Origin of the sequence: Hyphomonas jannaschiana VP2 (genome assembly GCF_000685215.1) — a bacterium.
GTDB lineage: Bacteria > Pseudomonadota > Alphaproteobacteria > Caulobacterales > Hyphomonadaceae > Hyphomonas > Hyphomonas jannaschiana.
Map to the genome: position 1 here is coordinate 12,262 of NZ_ARYJ01000001.1, position 14,791 is coordinate 27,052.

A 14,791-nucleotide genomic window follows, 5' to 3' on the forward strand; every position below is an offset into this window, starting at 1 on the left:
TAAAAGGGCAACGCCTCGCGCGAACGCCACCCGAATGTGAAGCGGCCGGAGCTTACTTGAGCTCGACTTTGGCGCCAGCTGCTTCGAACTTCTTCTTGATCTCTTCGGCTTCAGCCTTAGCAGCACCTTCCTTGATCGGCTTCGGTGCGCCTTCCACCAGCTCTTTGGCCTCTTTCAGGCCGAGCGACGGAACGACTTCGCGGACGAGTTTGATGACTTCGATTTTCTTGCCACCGGCTTCTGCCAGGATGACATCGAATTCGGTTTTCTCTTCAGCAGCGGCTGCGCCGCCAGCATCGCCACCGGCGACGGCTGCGACTGCGACCGGAGCAGCAGCGGACACGCCCCACTTCTCTTCGAGAAGTTTTGCGAGTTCAGCGGCTTCGAGAACGGTGAGGGCCGAAAGGTCTTCGGCAATTTTTTCAAGGTCTGCCATTTTGGTAATTCCTGTTTGGTTCGGTTGTTTTGGTCTTCAGTTTCCGGAAACGATGGCTCAGGCTGCGTCTTTGTTGGCGTAGGCCGATACCACACGAGCGAGTTGGCCAGCCGGGGCCTGCAGGACGCCCGCAACTTTCGTTGCCGGAGCCTGGATGAGGCCGATGAGCTTGCCACGAAGCTGGTCGAGAGACGGGAGTTTCGCCAGAGCTTCGACACCTTTGGCGTCGAGGACCTGGTCGCCCATCACTGCCCCGATGATCACGAGTTTCGAATTTTCCTTCGAGAACTCGTCGGTCGCTTTCGCGGCCGAAACCGGGTCAGGTGAGAAGGCAATGGCAACCGGGCCCTGGAACATGTCCTTGGCCTCGTCGCCGCCCTTACCCTCAAGCGCGATCTGCGCCAGGGTATTCTTGACCACCTTCAGCTGCGCACCGTCCTTGCGGAGCATGCCACGCAGCTTCGTCATTTCCGCAACAGACAGACCGGTATAGTGGGTCACAACGACCGCACCGGACTCTTCGAAAACCCCTTTCAGGGATTCAAGAGCCGCACTTTTTCCAGCTTTATCCATAGCGGGTCTCCATTGAGGCGCCCGGACCATCCGGCCGCCCTGGTAATCGCCTTCCGGCCGGTTGGCCTTCCAGCGCCTGCCCAGGGATTGGCCGCTTGCCCCGGTAAGCCAAAAACAGGTCAGCCCTGTTTTTCCGAACCGAATCAACGCCTCACCCCGTCTGCATAGGTGGCTGATCAGCCGTTACCGCGTATAAATACGTGACCCATGGTCTAGGACAGGAAAACGGGAGGCCGCCGAATGCATATCGGAGAACTCCCGTCAAGAGCGGGGTGTTAACGCTTTATCCCCAAGCCTGCAACCCCCCTGAGTGAGAAAAAGTCAACCCCGGACTTTACCGGAGTCCCCGCTCCGCACCTGGCCCGGACCCGCCGCCTTAAAAACAATCAAAGCCAGACGCGCCCGCCGGCCGGCACCTGTCCGGCCAGCCGAATTCGCGCCAATATGCCGGCAGACCGATCCCGGTCATCAGATCGGCAAAGCCGGGCAGCCGCCGCATATCGGCATAGACCGGCCCCCAGACGCGCATCAGCCTGAGGCGCGTGCCCTCCAGTTCATGCCGCCAGATCCGCAGAGCCAGCTCCGGGTCTCCCAGCTGCGCGGCGAGGGCGGCGAGAATTTCAAACCGGTTCGGGTGCGCCCCTGCCCCGCTTTCAAACTGTGCCCCAACTGCGCGAAGGGCGGCGCCCGTATCCGGCAACGCCTCGATGACCGGTGCCAGCAGGGGACGCAGCGACGGATCGGCCCCGACCAGGCGCCGGCAAAGCGCCGTCAGGCTCTCAACCGTCTGGGGCGCCTGCATCTCGATCGTCCAGGCATAGGCGTCCCAGTCTCCAGGCGGCAGCTGCAACGTCCAGTAATGCTCCAGCGACGCCTGGGCCGCTTCATGCCGCCCGAGCAGTGCATAAGCCATGGCCAGTGTCGCGGCACGATCCGGATTAAGCGGGTCGGACGACTGGCCGCGCTGGGCAATGCTGAGCGCCTCTTCGACCCGGCCGGTCCGCATCAGGAAAATAGTCTGATCGTGCAGCACCCGCAGATTGGGGGAGCGCTCCAGTGCGATACGATTGTCCCGGCCCGCTTCCAGCCAGTCTCCATCCAGTGCCTGGAAGTTGGCCAGCGCCGTATAGGCCTGCGCCAGATCCGGATTGAGGCGAACCGCTTCTTCCGCCATGGCCCTGCCCTCGGCCAGGAAGGCGCTTGCCTCCGCCGGCGTCGACGCGTTCCAGGCCTGCGCGCCGGTATTCATGGCCAGCGTCACCCGGGCCGCGCCATAGTCAGGGTCCAGCTCAAGCGCCTTGTGCAGCAAGGCGAGCATTTCACTGCGGTCGCCCATGCCGAACACATCGGCCTCCCGCGCGCTGAGATAATAATTGTAGGCTTCGAGGCTGTGCGTATCCGAGCCTAGAATGCGGTTTGGCTCCTGGACGTTCAACGATACGCTCAGTGCCCCGGCCACGTCGGTGGCAATGTCCTTCTGCAGGTCGAACAGGCTCTGCGCACTCAGAAGCCGGTCATAGCCATGCGACCAGACCTGATAGCCGCTTTCGGTATCGATCAGCTCCGCCGAGACCTTGATGCGATCCTGGTCAGACCGGATGCTGCCAGTGAGGACGTGCGAGACACGCAACGTCTTGCCCAGCGCCTGCGCGTCCATGCCTTCAGCTGTACCAACCGAAGGCGGCGCGCGGCCGGCAACCTTCAGCTCGTCCAGCTGCGTCAGCAAGGTGCGAATCTCCTCGGACAGGCCACGTGAGAAATAGTCCTGCTCCGAATTCCCGCTCAGATTCTCGAACGGCAGCACGGCAATCGACTTTTCCGGCACTGCCACGGCCGAGCTGGACGACCGGCCGATCAGAACGCCGGTCCAGAGCATGATGACCGCAAGGACGACCAGCGCCGAAACATAGCGGACGGGGCTGATATTCGTATCGCGGCGCCATGGCTCTCGGACAAAGGGCGCGGCTTCTTCCACCAGGGGCGCCGCCGGTTCCGGGGCTTCGGAGGGTTCCTCAACCTCGCCGATTTCGGCCACCAGCCGGTAGCCGCGCTTCGGAATGGTCTCGATAACCGAATGCAGGTCCTTGTCGGTGTTCAGCACGCTCCGCAGAAGAGACACCGCCCGCGTCAGGCTCTCATCCGCACCATGCTCCACGCCCCAGACCTGATCGATCAGTTCCTGCCGTGAGATCACCTCGCCCGGGCGACCGGCCAGCACGCAGAGCACTTTCATGACCTTCGGCTCAAGCCTGTGGCGCTGGGCGCCATTGGAAACACAGTTCTGGTCAGGCTCGACCAACAGGGCGCCAAGGCGGAAGTCTGACCGCTCCTGCCCTGCTTCCGTGTCTGATCCGAACGTGTCTGCCATCTGTAAATCGCTGCCTGACGAAGCCTCCGCGGTGAGTTTATCTCAATCCAACCGGATTGTCTGAAGCCATCAGGTCAAACTTACTCCTTTAAAAACAGGGCCTAATGTAAACATCAGGTTTTCCTCAGCCTCTCCACAGGACCCGAGCGCCAGTTCGAACCATGGTCGGGCACAAAGACGGGATCGATTCCCTTCCCGCCTACTTCCAGATGAGAGGTCCTGACATGAATTTCCACAAAATCCGCTTCGCTCTTACCGCAATTCCTTTCGCTGTCGCCGGATTCGGCATGACGGCCACCGCACAGACCGGTGATGAAGCCGCCATCAGCTTCAAGCGTGGCGCCACCGCAGCTGAAACCTATGCCTCGATCGAGAAATCCGCGCGCGACTACTGCCGCGGCATCTATGACGACTCCAGCGCCATCGCAGGTGTCTGGCCGACAGCCGTTTCCAACTGCGCCGCCGAAGTCGTCGACCGCACCGTCACCCAGGTCCAGAACGCGGATCTGATGGAATACCATGTGGCCGTGACCCGTTCGGTCCAGCCGTCTGACGACGCCATCATCATCGTGACGGCTGACAACAACTAAAGGGCTGTCCCCACAAGCCCCGAACGGAAAAGCCCGGCACCTTGCGGCGCCGGGCTTTTCTTATTCGGTCTGTGATCGGCTCAGGCTTACTGAGAGATCTCGGCCGTGTCGATCGTGACGCCAGCGCCCATGGTGGACGAGAGCGAAATCTTCTTCACGAAGGTGCCTTTCGCGCCGGACGGACGTGCCTTCACGAGGGCGTCGAGGAACGCATTGACGTTCTTCTCGATGTCACCTTCAGCGAAGGAGGCCTTGCCGACGCCGGCGTGAACGATACCGGCCTTCTCGACGCGGAACTCGACCGAGCCGGACTTCGCGTCCTTGACGGCCTGGGCCACGTTCGGGGTCACGGTGCCGACTTTCGGGTTCGGCATCAGGCCGCGCGGGCCGAGCACCTTACCGAGACGGCCGACAACAGCCATCATGTCCGGCGATGCGATGACGCGGTCGAAGTCCATGAAGCCGCCCTGGATTTTTTCCATCAGGTCTTCAGCCCCGACGAAATCGGCGCCGGCTGCGGTGGCTTCTTCGGCTTTCGCGTCTTTCGCGAACACGGCGACCCGGACGTCCTTGCCCGTGCCGGCCGGCAGGTTGACCACACCGCGGACCATCTGGTCAGCGTATTTCGGGTCAACGCCGAGGTTCACGGCGATCTCGACGGTTTCGTCGAATTTGGCTTTTGCGTTCGACTTCACCAGCGCCACAGCGTCAGCGACGGTGTAGGCTTTGTTTGCGTCAACGGATTCTGCAATTGCGCGTGCGCGCTTTCCTGCTTTCGCCATGGTTCTTACTCCACAACTTCGATGCCCATCGCGCGGGCGGAACCGGCGATGATCTTGGCAGCTGCGTCAATGTCGTTGGCGTTGAGGTCGGCCATCTTGATTTCCGCGATTTCGCGGACCTGAGCCATGGTGACCTTGCCGACGGTATCGTAGCCCGGCTTCTTGGCGCCGGAAGCAGGCTTCTTGCCAAGCTTCAGCTTGGCAGCCTTCTTCAGCAGCACAGTCGCCGGCGGCGTCTTGGTGATGAAGGTGAACGACTTGTCCTGATAATAGTCGATGACGACCGGTACCGGCAGGCCGGGTTCCATGGATTGGGTCTTGGCGTTGAACGCCTTGCAGAATTCCATGATGTTGATGCCGCGCTGACCGAGCGCCGGGCCGACAGGCGGCGACGGGTTGGCCTGGCCGGCAGGAATCTGGAGCTTCAGCTGCCCCAGCAGTTTCTTGGCCATATTGTCCTCTCGAACGTTTCAGATGGGGCGGTGGTCTTTCGATCCGCCCGGTTACAATGGAGGCTCCGCGGTCAGGCATGGCGTGCCTCCCGCAGAAGCGGCGCGTATGGCGCATCTGGATAGTGGGGTCAAGCGGGGCGAGTCAGGCCGCCCCTGCCCCGGACGACATCCTGACTACATCAGGGCGTAGCCCCTGGCGTTGATGTATTTCACCAGTTCCTGGGCTCGGCGGGCCGGGTCCGGGTGGGTGGACATGAATTCCGGCGGCCGCTGGCCTTTGGACTGGGCGTCCATCAGTTCCCACAGGCGCACAGACTGGCGCACGTCATAACCGGCATTGTGCATGTAATCGACGCCAAGCTTGTCGGCTTCGAGCTCATGGTTGCGGCTATAGGGCAGGATCACGCCAAACTGCATGGCCGCGCCGCCCAGTGCACCAATTTCGCTCCCGTACTTGGACAGCGTATCGGACTGGGCAATGGCGATCTGGCCGACGGCAAGCCCCGTCTGCGCCAGCGTCGTCACCGACAGGCGCTCGGCCGCATGGCGGCCAACGACGTGGCCCGTCTCATGCCCAAGGACGGAAGACAGCTGGTCGTCATTCTCGGTCAGCTCGGTAATGCCGCGATACACGCCGACCCGGTTACCCGGCATGACAAAGGCGTTGACGTCATCGGTATCGAAGACGGCCACGTCCCAGCTTTGCCCGGCGGCGATGTCGCCCTTCTGCTCAGCGCCGCGCACGGTCTTCTCCCAGACGTGCAGCACGCGGTTCTTGAGCTGCGAGTTCGCGGTCACCGGCGTCTGCGCCTTCATGTCGGTCCAGGCCGAAGCCGCCATCGAGGCAACTTCCTGGTCACCGAACAGCAGCAGCTGGCTGCGGCCCGTCGCCGGATTGGTCTCGCACCCGCTGATGAATGGAAACACCGTACCGGCCGCGATGCCGGAAATGATCGCGCGGCGGGACAGGTTCACACGCGGCGCGCCCTCGAAAATGGCGCTGTCAATATCGATCAGTTTCGTCATGTGCTTTCCCTCACTCCGGCAGCACAAGGTTAGCTGCCCGCCTTCAAATTGCAATCGCGTCTGCGATGAACGCAGGCAAATCTCGCCGGTTCCGGCTGAACCCTTGCTGAATGCGTCAGACGCTCTCGGCGTCGCGGACCAGAACGGCCGCCTGCTCCACCCAGCCTTCGCGCGTGATCCGGCCACCGAAATTGAGGTGTTCATCCATCCAGGCGACGTTTGCCGGCGTCCATTCAGCAATCTGGTCATAGTGCCAGACACCCAGCTCGTTCAGCAGGACCTGGATCTTGGGCCCGATGCCGCCGATCAGGGTCAGATCGTCCGGATGGCCTTCGACCGGGCCGTTCATCGCCATCGGGCGTTCCGGCACGATCGTCTCGTCGGTTTCGTAGGTTACGCCCTCTTCGGACGACTCGTCTTCATCGGCCTCGTCGGACGCATCTTCCTCGTCCACGTCGCCTTCCGCGTCGTCCCAGGCCTCATCAGACGCGTCGTCCTCTTCATGGGTGTCGTCGTCATCGTCATCTTCATCTTCGGCGTCATCGTACGCTTCGTCTTCGTCCGTATCGGCGTCTTCATCGTCTTCGAAGTCGTCTTCATCGAAGTCTTCCTCTTCGAAATCAGCGTCTTCGTCGTCTATGTCGCCGGACTCGTCTTCGTCGTCATAGTCATCCGCCTCATCCGACTCTTCGTCTTCATCTTCATCGTCTTCAGCGTCGTCTTCTTCAGCATCATCCTCGAACGCGTCCGCCTCATCGGCGTCCACTCCGTATTCGTCTTCGCCGTCATCCGCTTCGTCATACTCTTCGTCCGAGAGCACATCCTCATCGGCATGATCGGCCTCGGCGAGGGATTCCTCTTCATCGTCGGAAACGTCTTCGAAGTCTGTCTCTTCCTCAGCCCCGGCCTCCGGGGCCTCGTCTTCAGCGGCTTCAGCCGTGTCCTCAACGAACGCCGCCGGAGCTTCTTCCTCAAATGGCGCAGCGTCTTCCTCGTCCGCTACCTCGACCTCGACGGTTTCGGTCCCGGCCAGCGTTTCAAACGCGGCCTCCTCGGGCGCTTCGTCTTTCACTTCCACGAAATCCGGTTCGGCCTCGTCCGGCAGCTCGGCGACGGTCAGGCCCTCGGCCATGGCCTCGACCGCTTCGGTCATATCAGCTGCCGTGTCGGTGACTTCCAGCTCTTCCAGCATGGCTTCGGCGCCGGTCTTCTCAGCCACCGGCTCAGCCGCCGCGTCATCCGCGCCGCCCTCGAAATAGGCGAGCCGCCCTTCCAGGAACCGGTTGCGCCAGCGCAGGCGAGCCATTTCCTCATTGGCATCCTCATCCGCAACGACAGGAACTTCGGCGGGAGCCTTGGCCAGCTCCGCCTCCAGCGCCTCGACGCGCTGCTTGAGATAGTCGGCCTGCCATTTCAGCTTCGCCAGCCCCTCTTCATCGACAGACAGAGCCGGTTGAGCTGCCGGGGCGTCCTCAGCGACCACAGCCGCAGGTTCTGCCTCAGCAGCCGGACCCGCTTCGATCTCTGCAAGCTGCGCTTCGAGATGTTTCACCCGGGCTTCGAGATGCCGGTTGCGCCAGGTCAGCGTCGGCGGTTCGGCCGCTTCGTTCTCAGCTGCTGGCGTGCCAGCCTCTTCGCTGGCCTCGTCCAAGCCGCCACGGCTCGGCGGCAGCACAATGGTCGGCGCATCGCGTTCCGTGGCCGGTTCGGCCCGCGGTGCCGAGGCCGCTTTCGCCGCTTCGGATCTCAGCGTCGTCAGCTCGGTCTTGGCCTTCTGCAGCTCTGCCGTCAGGTCGGAAATCTTGCGCGCCGATGCATCAGCCACGCCGCCGCCCTCGCCTCTCTGGGCCCGCTGCGCCGCAAACAGGCGCTCGATCTCATCGCGCGCCTGATCCAGTTCCGTCAGCGCCACATCCTTGTCGACAATGGCCTTGCGCATCTTGCCAGTCAGCAGCATGCCCCGCACCGACCAGCCCAGCATCAGTGCGAACACGGTCGCGCCAGCCAGCACCATCCACATATGTGTTACAAGCCAAGCCATTAGTCGCTCCGTGTGAGAACCTTGATGCCGATCCGGCGATTTTTCACCTGACCGCCATCATTGTCATTAGACTGCCCGGACGGGTCCGGGCCATAGCCAACCGCAGACAGACGCTGCCGGTCGCCCCCGGCTGCCGCCAAATAGGACATGACCGCTTCCGCCCGTGCCGCGCCGGATGCGGGGTCCGCCGCCGGATCGGCCTGTCCGCGAATTTCGATTAGCAGCTCAGATGGGCAGAGATGTGACACGGCCAGCAGTTTATCCAGCACCGCGCCGCTGGTGCGGGAAAGCCCGGTGCCGCTTTCATTGAACAGGATGGGGTTGGCGGCGAGCACGGCGTCAAATGCAGACTGGCAGGCCGCCGCGGGATCGGCCGCAAAATCGATCGCGGCGACTTCCGGCACTTCCACGTCGATGGGATCGGCCCAGATCGTGACCGGTACGGAATCGGGCCCGCTGGCCAGCGGGCCGGAGAGGTCCTCTTTCAGGAACTGGATGGCACTGGCAGGCGCCTCCCCTTCGACCGCAAAACCGGCATCGCCGTCGGCCGGATAGAAGCCCATCTCACCCTCCCGGAAGCGCGCAAACTCCGGCAGGCCCGCTTCGGCCAGGGCGATCCAGTTATCCGGCATGTCCGGGGCGATTTCCATCCGGTCGGTCACCTCGCCGGACGCGTGGGCCTCAGCGATGCCGATCAGGTCACGGCGCTGGGTATCGCTGGCCACCTTGCCCGACAGGACCAGGACGTCGGCGCTGTGCGTTGCTGTCCAGACCGGCAGGCCCTTGATCAGCGGCACGCCGCGATAAGGCGCGGCCAGTGCCGACACCTGCGCCGAGAGACGCGCACGCTCGGCCGCGTCCAGCTCGGTGCCGCCAACCCGCAATGTGTTGTCGCTGAGGCGCACCTCGCCGCTGTCCAGTTCCATGAGGAGGCCCAGCCCGAAGCGGGCAACGCCCTGCCAGTTTCCGCCCGGCGCCCCGGCGGCGACTTCCATCCGGTTTTCCGGCGTCTGGCCCCGCGACAGCCGCGTGGCTTCCGCCTCGATCTGGCTGGCAATCATGCGTGAAGGTACATGGCCTGACAGGATGATCCGGCCGTCGGCCAGCTTTTCCGCGCGCCAGACAAAGGGCGACACAGGTTTGCCGGGATCGACCGCGACTTCCACAACCGTCACACCGCCGACGACGACGCCCCCGCCCCAGGTGGAGCGCAGAACGGTCTCTGCCGCGGCCATGGCGGCATCCTCTGAAGGGGCAGCCCCCTTCAGCACGGCGCGCTGGCCGTTCATGCGCACATGCGCCCAGTCATATCCGTTTCGGGCAAGGGCGGCGTTGGCATCCTGCTCAAGCTGCGCGGCCAGGTTTGCAGGCCGCTGCGGAGACTGATACAGCCCCCACCATCCCGTTGCCACGAGGCCTACCAGCGCGACCGGCGCCAGCAGGTAATCGAGCATTTTCATTCGGGACCCCGCTAACCTCCTGTTAGGCATTCCCTTTGTGATGGGATGCCCTATTCAGGGACCCGTCGCAAGAGTCCGCCGCACGCGATCCACAACGCATGAAACGTCCGCCTGAAACCCTCACCTCCCCATCCAATCCGCTGATCAAGTCGCTGAAAGGCCTTGAGCGGAAAAAGGAGCGCCAATCCAGCGGTCTGTTCCTGGCCGAGGGCGCGCGCCTCGTGGAACAGGGCCTCGCCAATAACTGGCAGCCGGACACGCTGGTCGTCGCCGCCGCCGTTGCCGACCGGCCACATATTGCCGCCCTTGCCGACAAGGCAGAGGCCGCCGGCGCCCGGGTCGTGCTGGTGCCGGAACGGCTGATGTCGAAGATCACGCACAAGGACAACGCCCAGTCCGTCATCGCAACGTTCAGGCAGCGCCAGGTCACGCTTGATCAGCTGGAAGTCCGGTATAGTCCGCGCAAGTCGCTCTTCGTCGCCCTCTATGAAGTGCGCGATCCGGGCAATCTGGGCACGATTTTGCGGACCGCCGACTGCGCCGGGGCGGACGGGGTCATCCTCGTCGGAACCTGTTGTGATCCTTACAGTTTCGAGGCCGTGCGCGCCTCCATGGGCTCGGTGTTCGACATGCCGTTTGCGGGCGCCTCCTATGAAGACTTCGAGGCCTGGCGCCGCAAATCCGGCATCGCCTCCGTCGCCGCCTCCGTGAACGGCACCGTCCGCCACGATCTGGTGAACCTGCAACAGGATACAGTCATCCTGATGGGCAACGAACAGGCCGGCCTGCCCCCCGCCGTCGAAGCCGATTGCGACCAACTCGTCCTCATCCCCATGCGCGGCGGCGCGGATAGTCTGAACCTTGCGCAAGCCACCGCGATCATGGTCTATGAGGCCTGGCGGCAGCGGGATTTCCAATGAAAACAGAGACAAAGCTGCTCGTCGCGGACGACTGGGACGACTATGCCCTGCTCGATTCCGGCCATCTCCAGAAGCTGGAGCGCTTCGGCAGCCAGACCGTGATCCGCCCCGATCCGCAGGCTTTCTGGGAACCGGCCCGGCCAGTGGAAACCTGGCGCGCAGATGCACGTTTCTCCAGTAAAAACAATGATGAAGATGGCTCCGGCAATTGGGAAATTCTCTCTCCCAAGGCACAGGACACCTGGCCGATGCACTGGAATGGCCTCACCTTCAATGCCCGCCGCACCGCCTTCCGGCATATGGGCATTTTCCAGGAACATTCGGTCCACTGGCGCTTCGCTCAGGAGCAGATCCGAACCGCCGGACGCCCCATCAAGGCCTTGAATCTTTTCGGTTATACCGGAATGATGTCGCTCGCCTGTGCGGCTGCCGGCGCGGAAGTCGTGCACCTCGATGCGAGCCCGAAATCGAACGGCTACGGCAAGGAAAACCAGTCCCTCAGCGGCCTTGACGACAAGCCGATCCGGTGGATCGCCGACGATGCGATGAAGTTTACCGCCCGCGAAATCCGGCGTGGCAACCGCTATGACGGCATCATCCTGGATCCGCCGAAATTCGGCCGGGGGCCCAAGAACGAGACCTGGCGGTTTGAAGAAAATCTCCCGGAATTACTGGACACTGCGCGGGATCTGCTGAGCGACCAGCCCCGTTTCGTGATCCTCACGGCCTATGCCGTGCGCCTGTCTTACCTGGCCCTCGCCCAAGCGCTGGCCGACCGGCTGAAGCCCTATGGCGGCACGATGGAAATGGGTGAAATGGCCCTCCCCCAGAAAGACTCCGACCGGCTCCTCCCGACGGCGATCTACGCCCGCTGGCGCGCGGACGCCTGACGGTCTCCCGCCCCTGACCGGTTGGATAGACCGCCCCAGTGGACCATGAAGAACACCATATAAACACCGTGAATGGACCGTGTAGCGCGGACGCCTGAGTGCGCCTTGCCGTGCCGCCCCCCTCCCCGCGACTCTCCGTCAAAAAGAAAACGGCGGTCCCGAAGGACCGCCGTTCCCGATTTTGCCGTTGGGCGAGCCGACTTAGAAGTCGAACGTCGCGCCGACGAAGAAGTAACGACCCATTGCGTCGTAGGTCTGCGGGTAGGTGTTACCGTTACCCGTCGTACCGGTCGAAGCGGACAGCGGCGGATCATCATCCAGCACGTTGTTCACACCGAAGCGGAAGGAGACCCAATCCTTGGCGGCCCACTGGCCAGCCAGGTCGATGTAGTTCTGCTCTTCCAGCGTGGAGTCCACGCGGTTGGTGACACCGGTGTCGAGATCGGCAGAGCCGATGTAACGCCAGGTCGCCGACAGGTCGAGACCATCCACCGGAGTGACCCAGCTTGCGCGGGCGCGGTGACGCCATTCCGGGGTCGGGGTGAAGCAGTCGTTGCCGTACTTGCCAACGCAGTCATAGGCGTAAGCAGCGTTACCAACCGGGTCGACATCGAAGCTGTCGAGGAGGGTACCGTTCATGCTCAGGTTCATCGAACCATACTTGCCCATGTCGAAGCCGTAGGCAGCAGAGATGTCGAAACCGGAGGTTTCCACACCACCGATGTTGACGTTCAGGTCAACAACGTTGCCGGTACCGACCCAGAGCTGGCCGTTGGCGTTACGCTGGATGCGCTGACACGCATCAGCATCGCCCTGCAGGTAGCAGAGCTGCATGGTGACAGAAGAACCAACCGTCGAGATCGCATCGGTGATGTCGATGTTGTAGTAGTCGACCGATGCCGAGAAGCCCGGCAGGAAGGTCGGCGTAGCAACAAAGCCGATCGTGAGGGTTTCAGCTTCTTCCGGCTGAAGGTCCGGGTTACCACCTTGCAGGTAGTTGTACTGACCAGCCGGCGATCCCAGAGCGCCACCATCGGCTTGCGCCTGAGTGACCTGCCACGGGTTCGTACCGATACATGCTGCACCGCCGGTGCCGTCGCCGGCCGGGTCGGTGAAGTCACAGAGATCGTCGTCCAGGTCGAACAGGTTGAAGCCCTGAGCCTGGAAGAGGTCGATCACGTTCGGTGCACGAACAGCTTTCTGGAAGCTGGCACGGAAGCGAATGTCCGAAGTCGGAGCATAGTCACCGCCGATTTTGTACGAGTCGGCGCTGATGCCGGTCGAGTAATCGGAGTAACGGTAAGCGCCTTCGATGGACAGGAGCTCAACGCCCGGCTTGCCTTCAACCAGCGGCATCTGGAATTCCGCGAACATGTCGTAGGAGTCGACAGCACCGGAGAGACCGATGGTCGGGCCACCCTGACCAGCACCGTCACCCGTTGCGAACGAGTTGTCGGTGATCGATTCCAGAGCGTCACGGCGGTATTCAGCACCGATAGCAACCTGGAGGCCGGAGTTTGCCGACGGCAGCTGGAAGCCATACTGGCCCAGATCGCCCGTCAGGACACCGGAAACGATGTTCTGCTCGGTGGTACCGGTCTGGAGCAGCGGAACCTGCAGGTAAGCCAGAGCTTCCGGCGTCACGTTGCCGACCGTGAAGATATCCCACGGCACGCAGTTCGGGTCGGTGCCGTCGAGAACGCTTGCACAGACTGCCGTGCCGGTGCCGTCGTCAACGACGTTCAGGGCGCGGTTCAGGCGGGTGATCGAGAACTCGTTCCGGTAAGAACGGCTCAGGGTCACCTGAGCGAACGAAGCGGAGATGTCATACGACCAGCCCGGAGCCTTGTAGAGATCACCGCGCAGGCCAGCCACGCCGCGATAGGTCTGGTAGCCAAGGTGGTCCTGACGGCCGCCGCCTTCGACGTTACGGCGAGCGATGTACATGCCGATGGAGTCGCCAGCAGCGATGTTCGCCGACGTACAGCCGATGTCTGCCAGCTGCGAAGCCGAGATAAGCGGGTTGTCGCAGTTGATCGACGTGGTTGCGAAGAAGTTACCCGACGGCGCAATCTGAGCGTTCGACTGATAGTCCATGAACATGAACTGGGTGTAGGCTTCGGCGTAATCATTGATCTGATAGTGACCGTTGAAGCCAGCCGTGTAGCGCTCGTCCGGACGCTGATAGAAGTTCAGCGGACCGTAGTTGTACTGGTCGGTTGCCGCGTCAAAGTCGCGGAACTCGCCGGTTGCCGGATCGATCGTGTAGTTGAACGCGTCGAAGTCCGTGAAGCGGCCCGGGAAGGACGTGGACGAACCACCGCAGGTGAAGCCGGTTGCCGTAGCAGAACCGATGGCACAAGCGGAGTAGTCACGGTCGCCCTGGAGCACTTCGTCGTTGTTACGATAGCCGAACCATGCGGTCAGGTTACCGCGGCCGTCGTCGGTGTTCACACCCATGATGGCGGTGATCTCTTTCGAGTAACCGTCGATCACGTTGTCGTCCGGCAGAGCGAACTGGGACGGGTTGCCAACAGCGCGCTGAGCGATCACGTCACGGAGGTCACCGTTCGTGTCGTAGTCGTTGTTGTGCTGGTAGAAGCCGTACTGGGTGTCAATTTGCACACCTTCGAAGTCGTCCTTCATGATGAAGTTGACAACGCCGGCGATGGCGTCGGAACCGTAAACAGCCGATGCGCCGCCCGTCAGGACGTCAACGCGCTCGACCATCTGGCCCGGGATCAGGTTGAGGTCGGCAGCGGCATCGTTCGGCGAACCGTAAGGCAGGCGCTTGCCGTCAACCAGGACCAGCGTACGCGTTGCGCTGCCGCCGAGGTCGAGGTTACGCAGCGAAACCGTTGCGGTACCGGATGCACCGTTCGACACGGTGGAGTTCTGTGCGGCGAAAGCCTGCGGCAGCTGGGTGACGAGGTCTTCGACGCGCGTCACACCCTGCAGTTTCACGTCGTTCGCGGAAACCGAGGTCACCGGGCTGGTGGTGGTCATGTTCGGCTGCGCGATGCGCGAACCGGTGACGTACACCGTTTCCTGGCGTGCGGTTGCGTCTTCCGTGGTGGTGGCCACGGTATCGACAGCTTCGTCTGCTTCCTGGGCGACGGCGAGCATGCTCGCCTGCGCCATAAATGCTGCACCCGCGAAGACGGACGAAGCAAGCAGGCGGGACTTCATGGATTTCCCGTTCACTATATTACCTCCAAAAGTTGAACTGCGCTTGAGCACAAGCGCATGCCCG

Annotated in this window: 12 protein-coding genes; 3 read left to right on the plus strand and 9 right to left on the minus strand. The window is 62.5% G+C overall.

What is annotated here, in order from left to right:
* Positions 1-52: 52 nt before the first annotated feature.
* The 3 genes from rplL to HJA_RS00045 form a co-directional block, all read right to left on the minus strand.
* On the minus strand, positions 53-436 hold the full coding sequence (rplL, locus tag HJA_RS00035; protein WP_035576761.1) for a 50S ribosomal protein L7/L12: 384 nt from the start codon (positions 434-436) through the stop codon (positions 53-55).
* A 57-nt stretch (positions 437-493) separates the two neighbouring features.
* Positions 494-1,009: a 50S ribosomal protein L10 gene (rplJ, locus tag HJA_RS00040; RefSeq protein ID WP_035576764.1), complete on the minus strand. Its 516-nt coding sequence runs from the start codon at positions 1,007-1,009 to the stop codon at positions 494-496.
* 376 nt (positions 1,010-1,385) lie between these two features.
* The gene (locus tag HJA_RS00045; RefSeq protein WP_035576766.1) at positions 1,386-3,377 is read right to left on the minus strand and encodes a winged helix-turn-helix domain-containing tetratricopeptide repeat protein; all 1,992 of its coding nucleotides are present in this window, start codon (positions 3,375-3,377) and stop codon (positions 1,386-1,388) included.
* A 224-nt stretch (positions 3,378-3,601) separates the two neighbouring features.
* On the opposite strand from HJA_RS00045, the gene HJA_RS00050 reads away from it, so the two are divergent.
* Complete coding sequence (locus HJA_RS00050) at positions 3,602-3,967, plus strand: hypothetical protein (RefSeq protein ID WP_035576769.1); 366 nt, start codon at positions 3,602-3,604, stop codon at positions 3,965-3,967.
* Between the two features lie 86 nt (positions 3,968-4,053).
* On the opposite strand, the gene rplA is transcribed toward HJA_RS00050, so the two are convergent.
* From rplA to HJA_RS00075, 5 genes are all read right to left on the minus strand, one after another.
* Positions 4,054-4,749: a 50S ribosomal protein L1 gene (gene rplA / locus HJA_RS00055; protein WP_035576777.1), complete on the minus strand. Its 696-nt coding sequence runs from the start codon at positions 4,747-4,749 to the stop codon at positions 4,054-4,056.
* A gap of 5 nt (positions 4,750-4,754) precedes the next feature.
* Complete coding sequence (gene rplK / locus HJA_RS00060) at positions 4,755-5,201, minus strand: 50S ribosomal protein L11 (protein WP_035576780.1); 447 nt, start codon at positions 5,199-5,201, stop codon at positions 4,755-4,757.
* Between the two features lie 174 nt (positions 5,202-5,375).
* Positions 5,376-6,227, minus strand: coding sequence for a M48 family metallopeptidase (locus tag HJA_RS00065; protein WP_051597184.1), 852 nt, complete (start codon positions 6,225-6,227; stop codon positions 5,376-5,378).
* Between the two features lie 115 nt (positions 6,228-6,342).
* Positions 6,343-8,268: a hypothetical protein gene (locus HJA_RS18610; protein WP_162177003.1), complete on the minus strand. Its 1,926-nt coding sequence runs from the start codon at positions 8,266-8,268 to the stop codon at positions 6,343-6,345.
* A complete protein-coding gene (locus tag HJA_RS00075) occupies positions 8,268-9,728 on the minus strand; it encodes an OmpA family protein (RefSeq protein ID WP_035576782.1) in 1,461 nt (486 codons plus the stop codon). Before HJA_RS00075 ends, HJA_RS18610 begins: the two co-directional genes overlap by 1 nt.
* Before the next feature lie 98 nt (positions 9,729-9,826).
* Here HJA_RS00075 and HJA_RS00080 point away from each other — a divergent pair, with 98 nt between their 5' ends.
* Positions 9,827-10,648 (plus strand): TrmH family RNA methyltransferase, encoded by an 822-nt coding sequence (locus HJA_RS00080; RefSeq protein ID WP_035576784.1) that lies wholly within the window; start codon positions 9,827-9,829, stop codon positions 10,646-10,648.
* Complete coding sequence (locus HJA_RS00085; protein ID WP_035576786.1) at positions 10,645-11,538, plus strand: class I SAM-dependent methyltransferase; 894 nt, start codon at positions 10,645-10,647, stop codon at positions 11,536-11,538. The genes HJA_RS00080 and HJA_RS00085 overlap by 4 nt, the downstream gene beginning before the upstream one ends.
* Before the next feature lie 201 nt (positions 11,539-11,739).
* Here HJA_RS00085 and HJA_RS00090 read toward each other — a convergent pair whose 3' ends face one another.
* On the minus strand, positions 11,740-14,742 hold the full coding sequence (locus tag HJA_RS00090; protein ID WP_241764264.1) for a TonB-dependent receptor plug domain-containing protein: 3,003 nt from the start codon (positions 14,740-14,742) through the stop codon (positions 11,740-11,742).
* Positions 14,743-14,791 lie beyond the last annotated feature (49 nt).

What these genes read in the sequence shown, in the direction of transcription:
- HJA_RS00045 (WP_035576766.1), bottom strand. Translation starts at nt 3,377, where the DNA reads ATGGCAGACACGTTCGGATCAGACACGGAAGCAGGGCAGGAGCGGTCA.
- rplA (WP_035576777.1), bottom strand. Translation starts at nt 4,749, where the DNA reads ATGGCGAAAGCAGGAAAGCGCGCACGCGCAATTGCAGAATCCGTTGAC.
- HJA_RS00050 (WP_035576769.1), top strand. Translation starts at nt 3,602, where the DNA reads ATGAATTTCCACAAAATCCGCTTCGCTCTTACCGCAATTCCTTTCGCT.
- HJA_RS18610 (WP_162177003.1), bottom strand. Translation starts at nt 8,268, where the DNA reads ATGGCTTGGCTTGTAACACATATGTGGATGGTGCTGGCTGGCGCGACC.
- HJA_RS00075 (WP_035576782.1), bottom strand. Translation starts at nt 9,728, where the DNA reads ATGAAAATGCTCGATTACCTGCTGGCGCCGGTCGCGCTGGTAGGCCTC.
- HJA_RS00080 (WP_035576784.1), top strand. Translation starts at nt 9,827, where the DNA reads ATGAAACGTCCGCCTGAAACCCTCACCTCCCCATCCAATCCGCTGATC.
- rplJ (WP_035576764.1), bottom strand. Translation starts at nt 1,009, where the DNA reads ATGGATAAAGCTGGAAAAAGTGCGGCTCTTGAATCCCTGAAAGGGGTT.
- rplL (WP_035576761.1), bottom strand. Translation starts at nt 436, where the DNA reads ATGGCAGACCTTGAAAAAATTGCCGAAGACCTTTCGGCCCTCACCGTT.
- HJA_RS00065 (WP_051597184.1), bottom strand. Translation starts at nt 6,227, where the DNA reads ATGACGAAACTGATCGATATTGACAGCGCCATTTTCGAGGGCGCGCCG.
- HJA_RS00085 (WP_035576786.1), top strand. Translation starts at nt 10,645, where the DNA reads ATGAAAACAGAGACAAAGCTGCTCGTCGCGGACGACTGGGACGACTAT.
- rplK (WP_035576780.1), bottom strand. Translation starts at nt 5,201, where the DNA reads ATGGCCAAGAAACTGCTGGGGCAGCTGAAGCTCCAGATTCCTGCCGGC.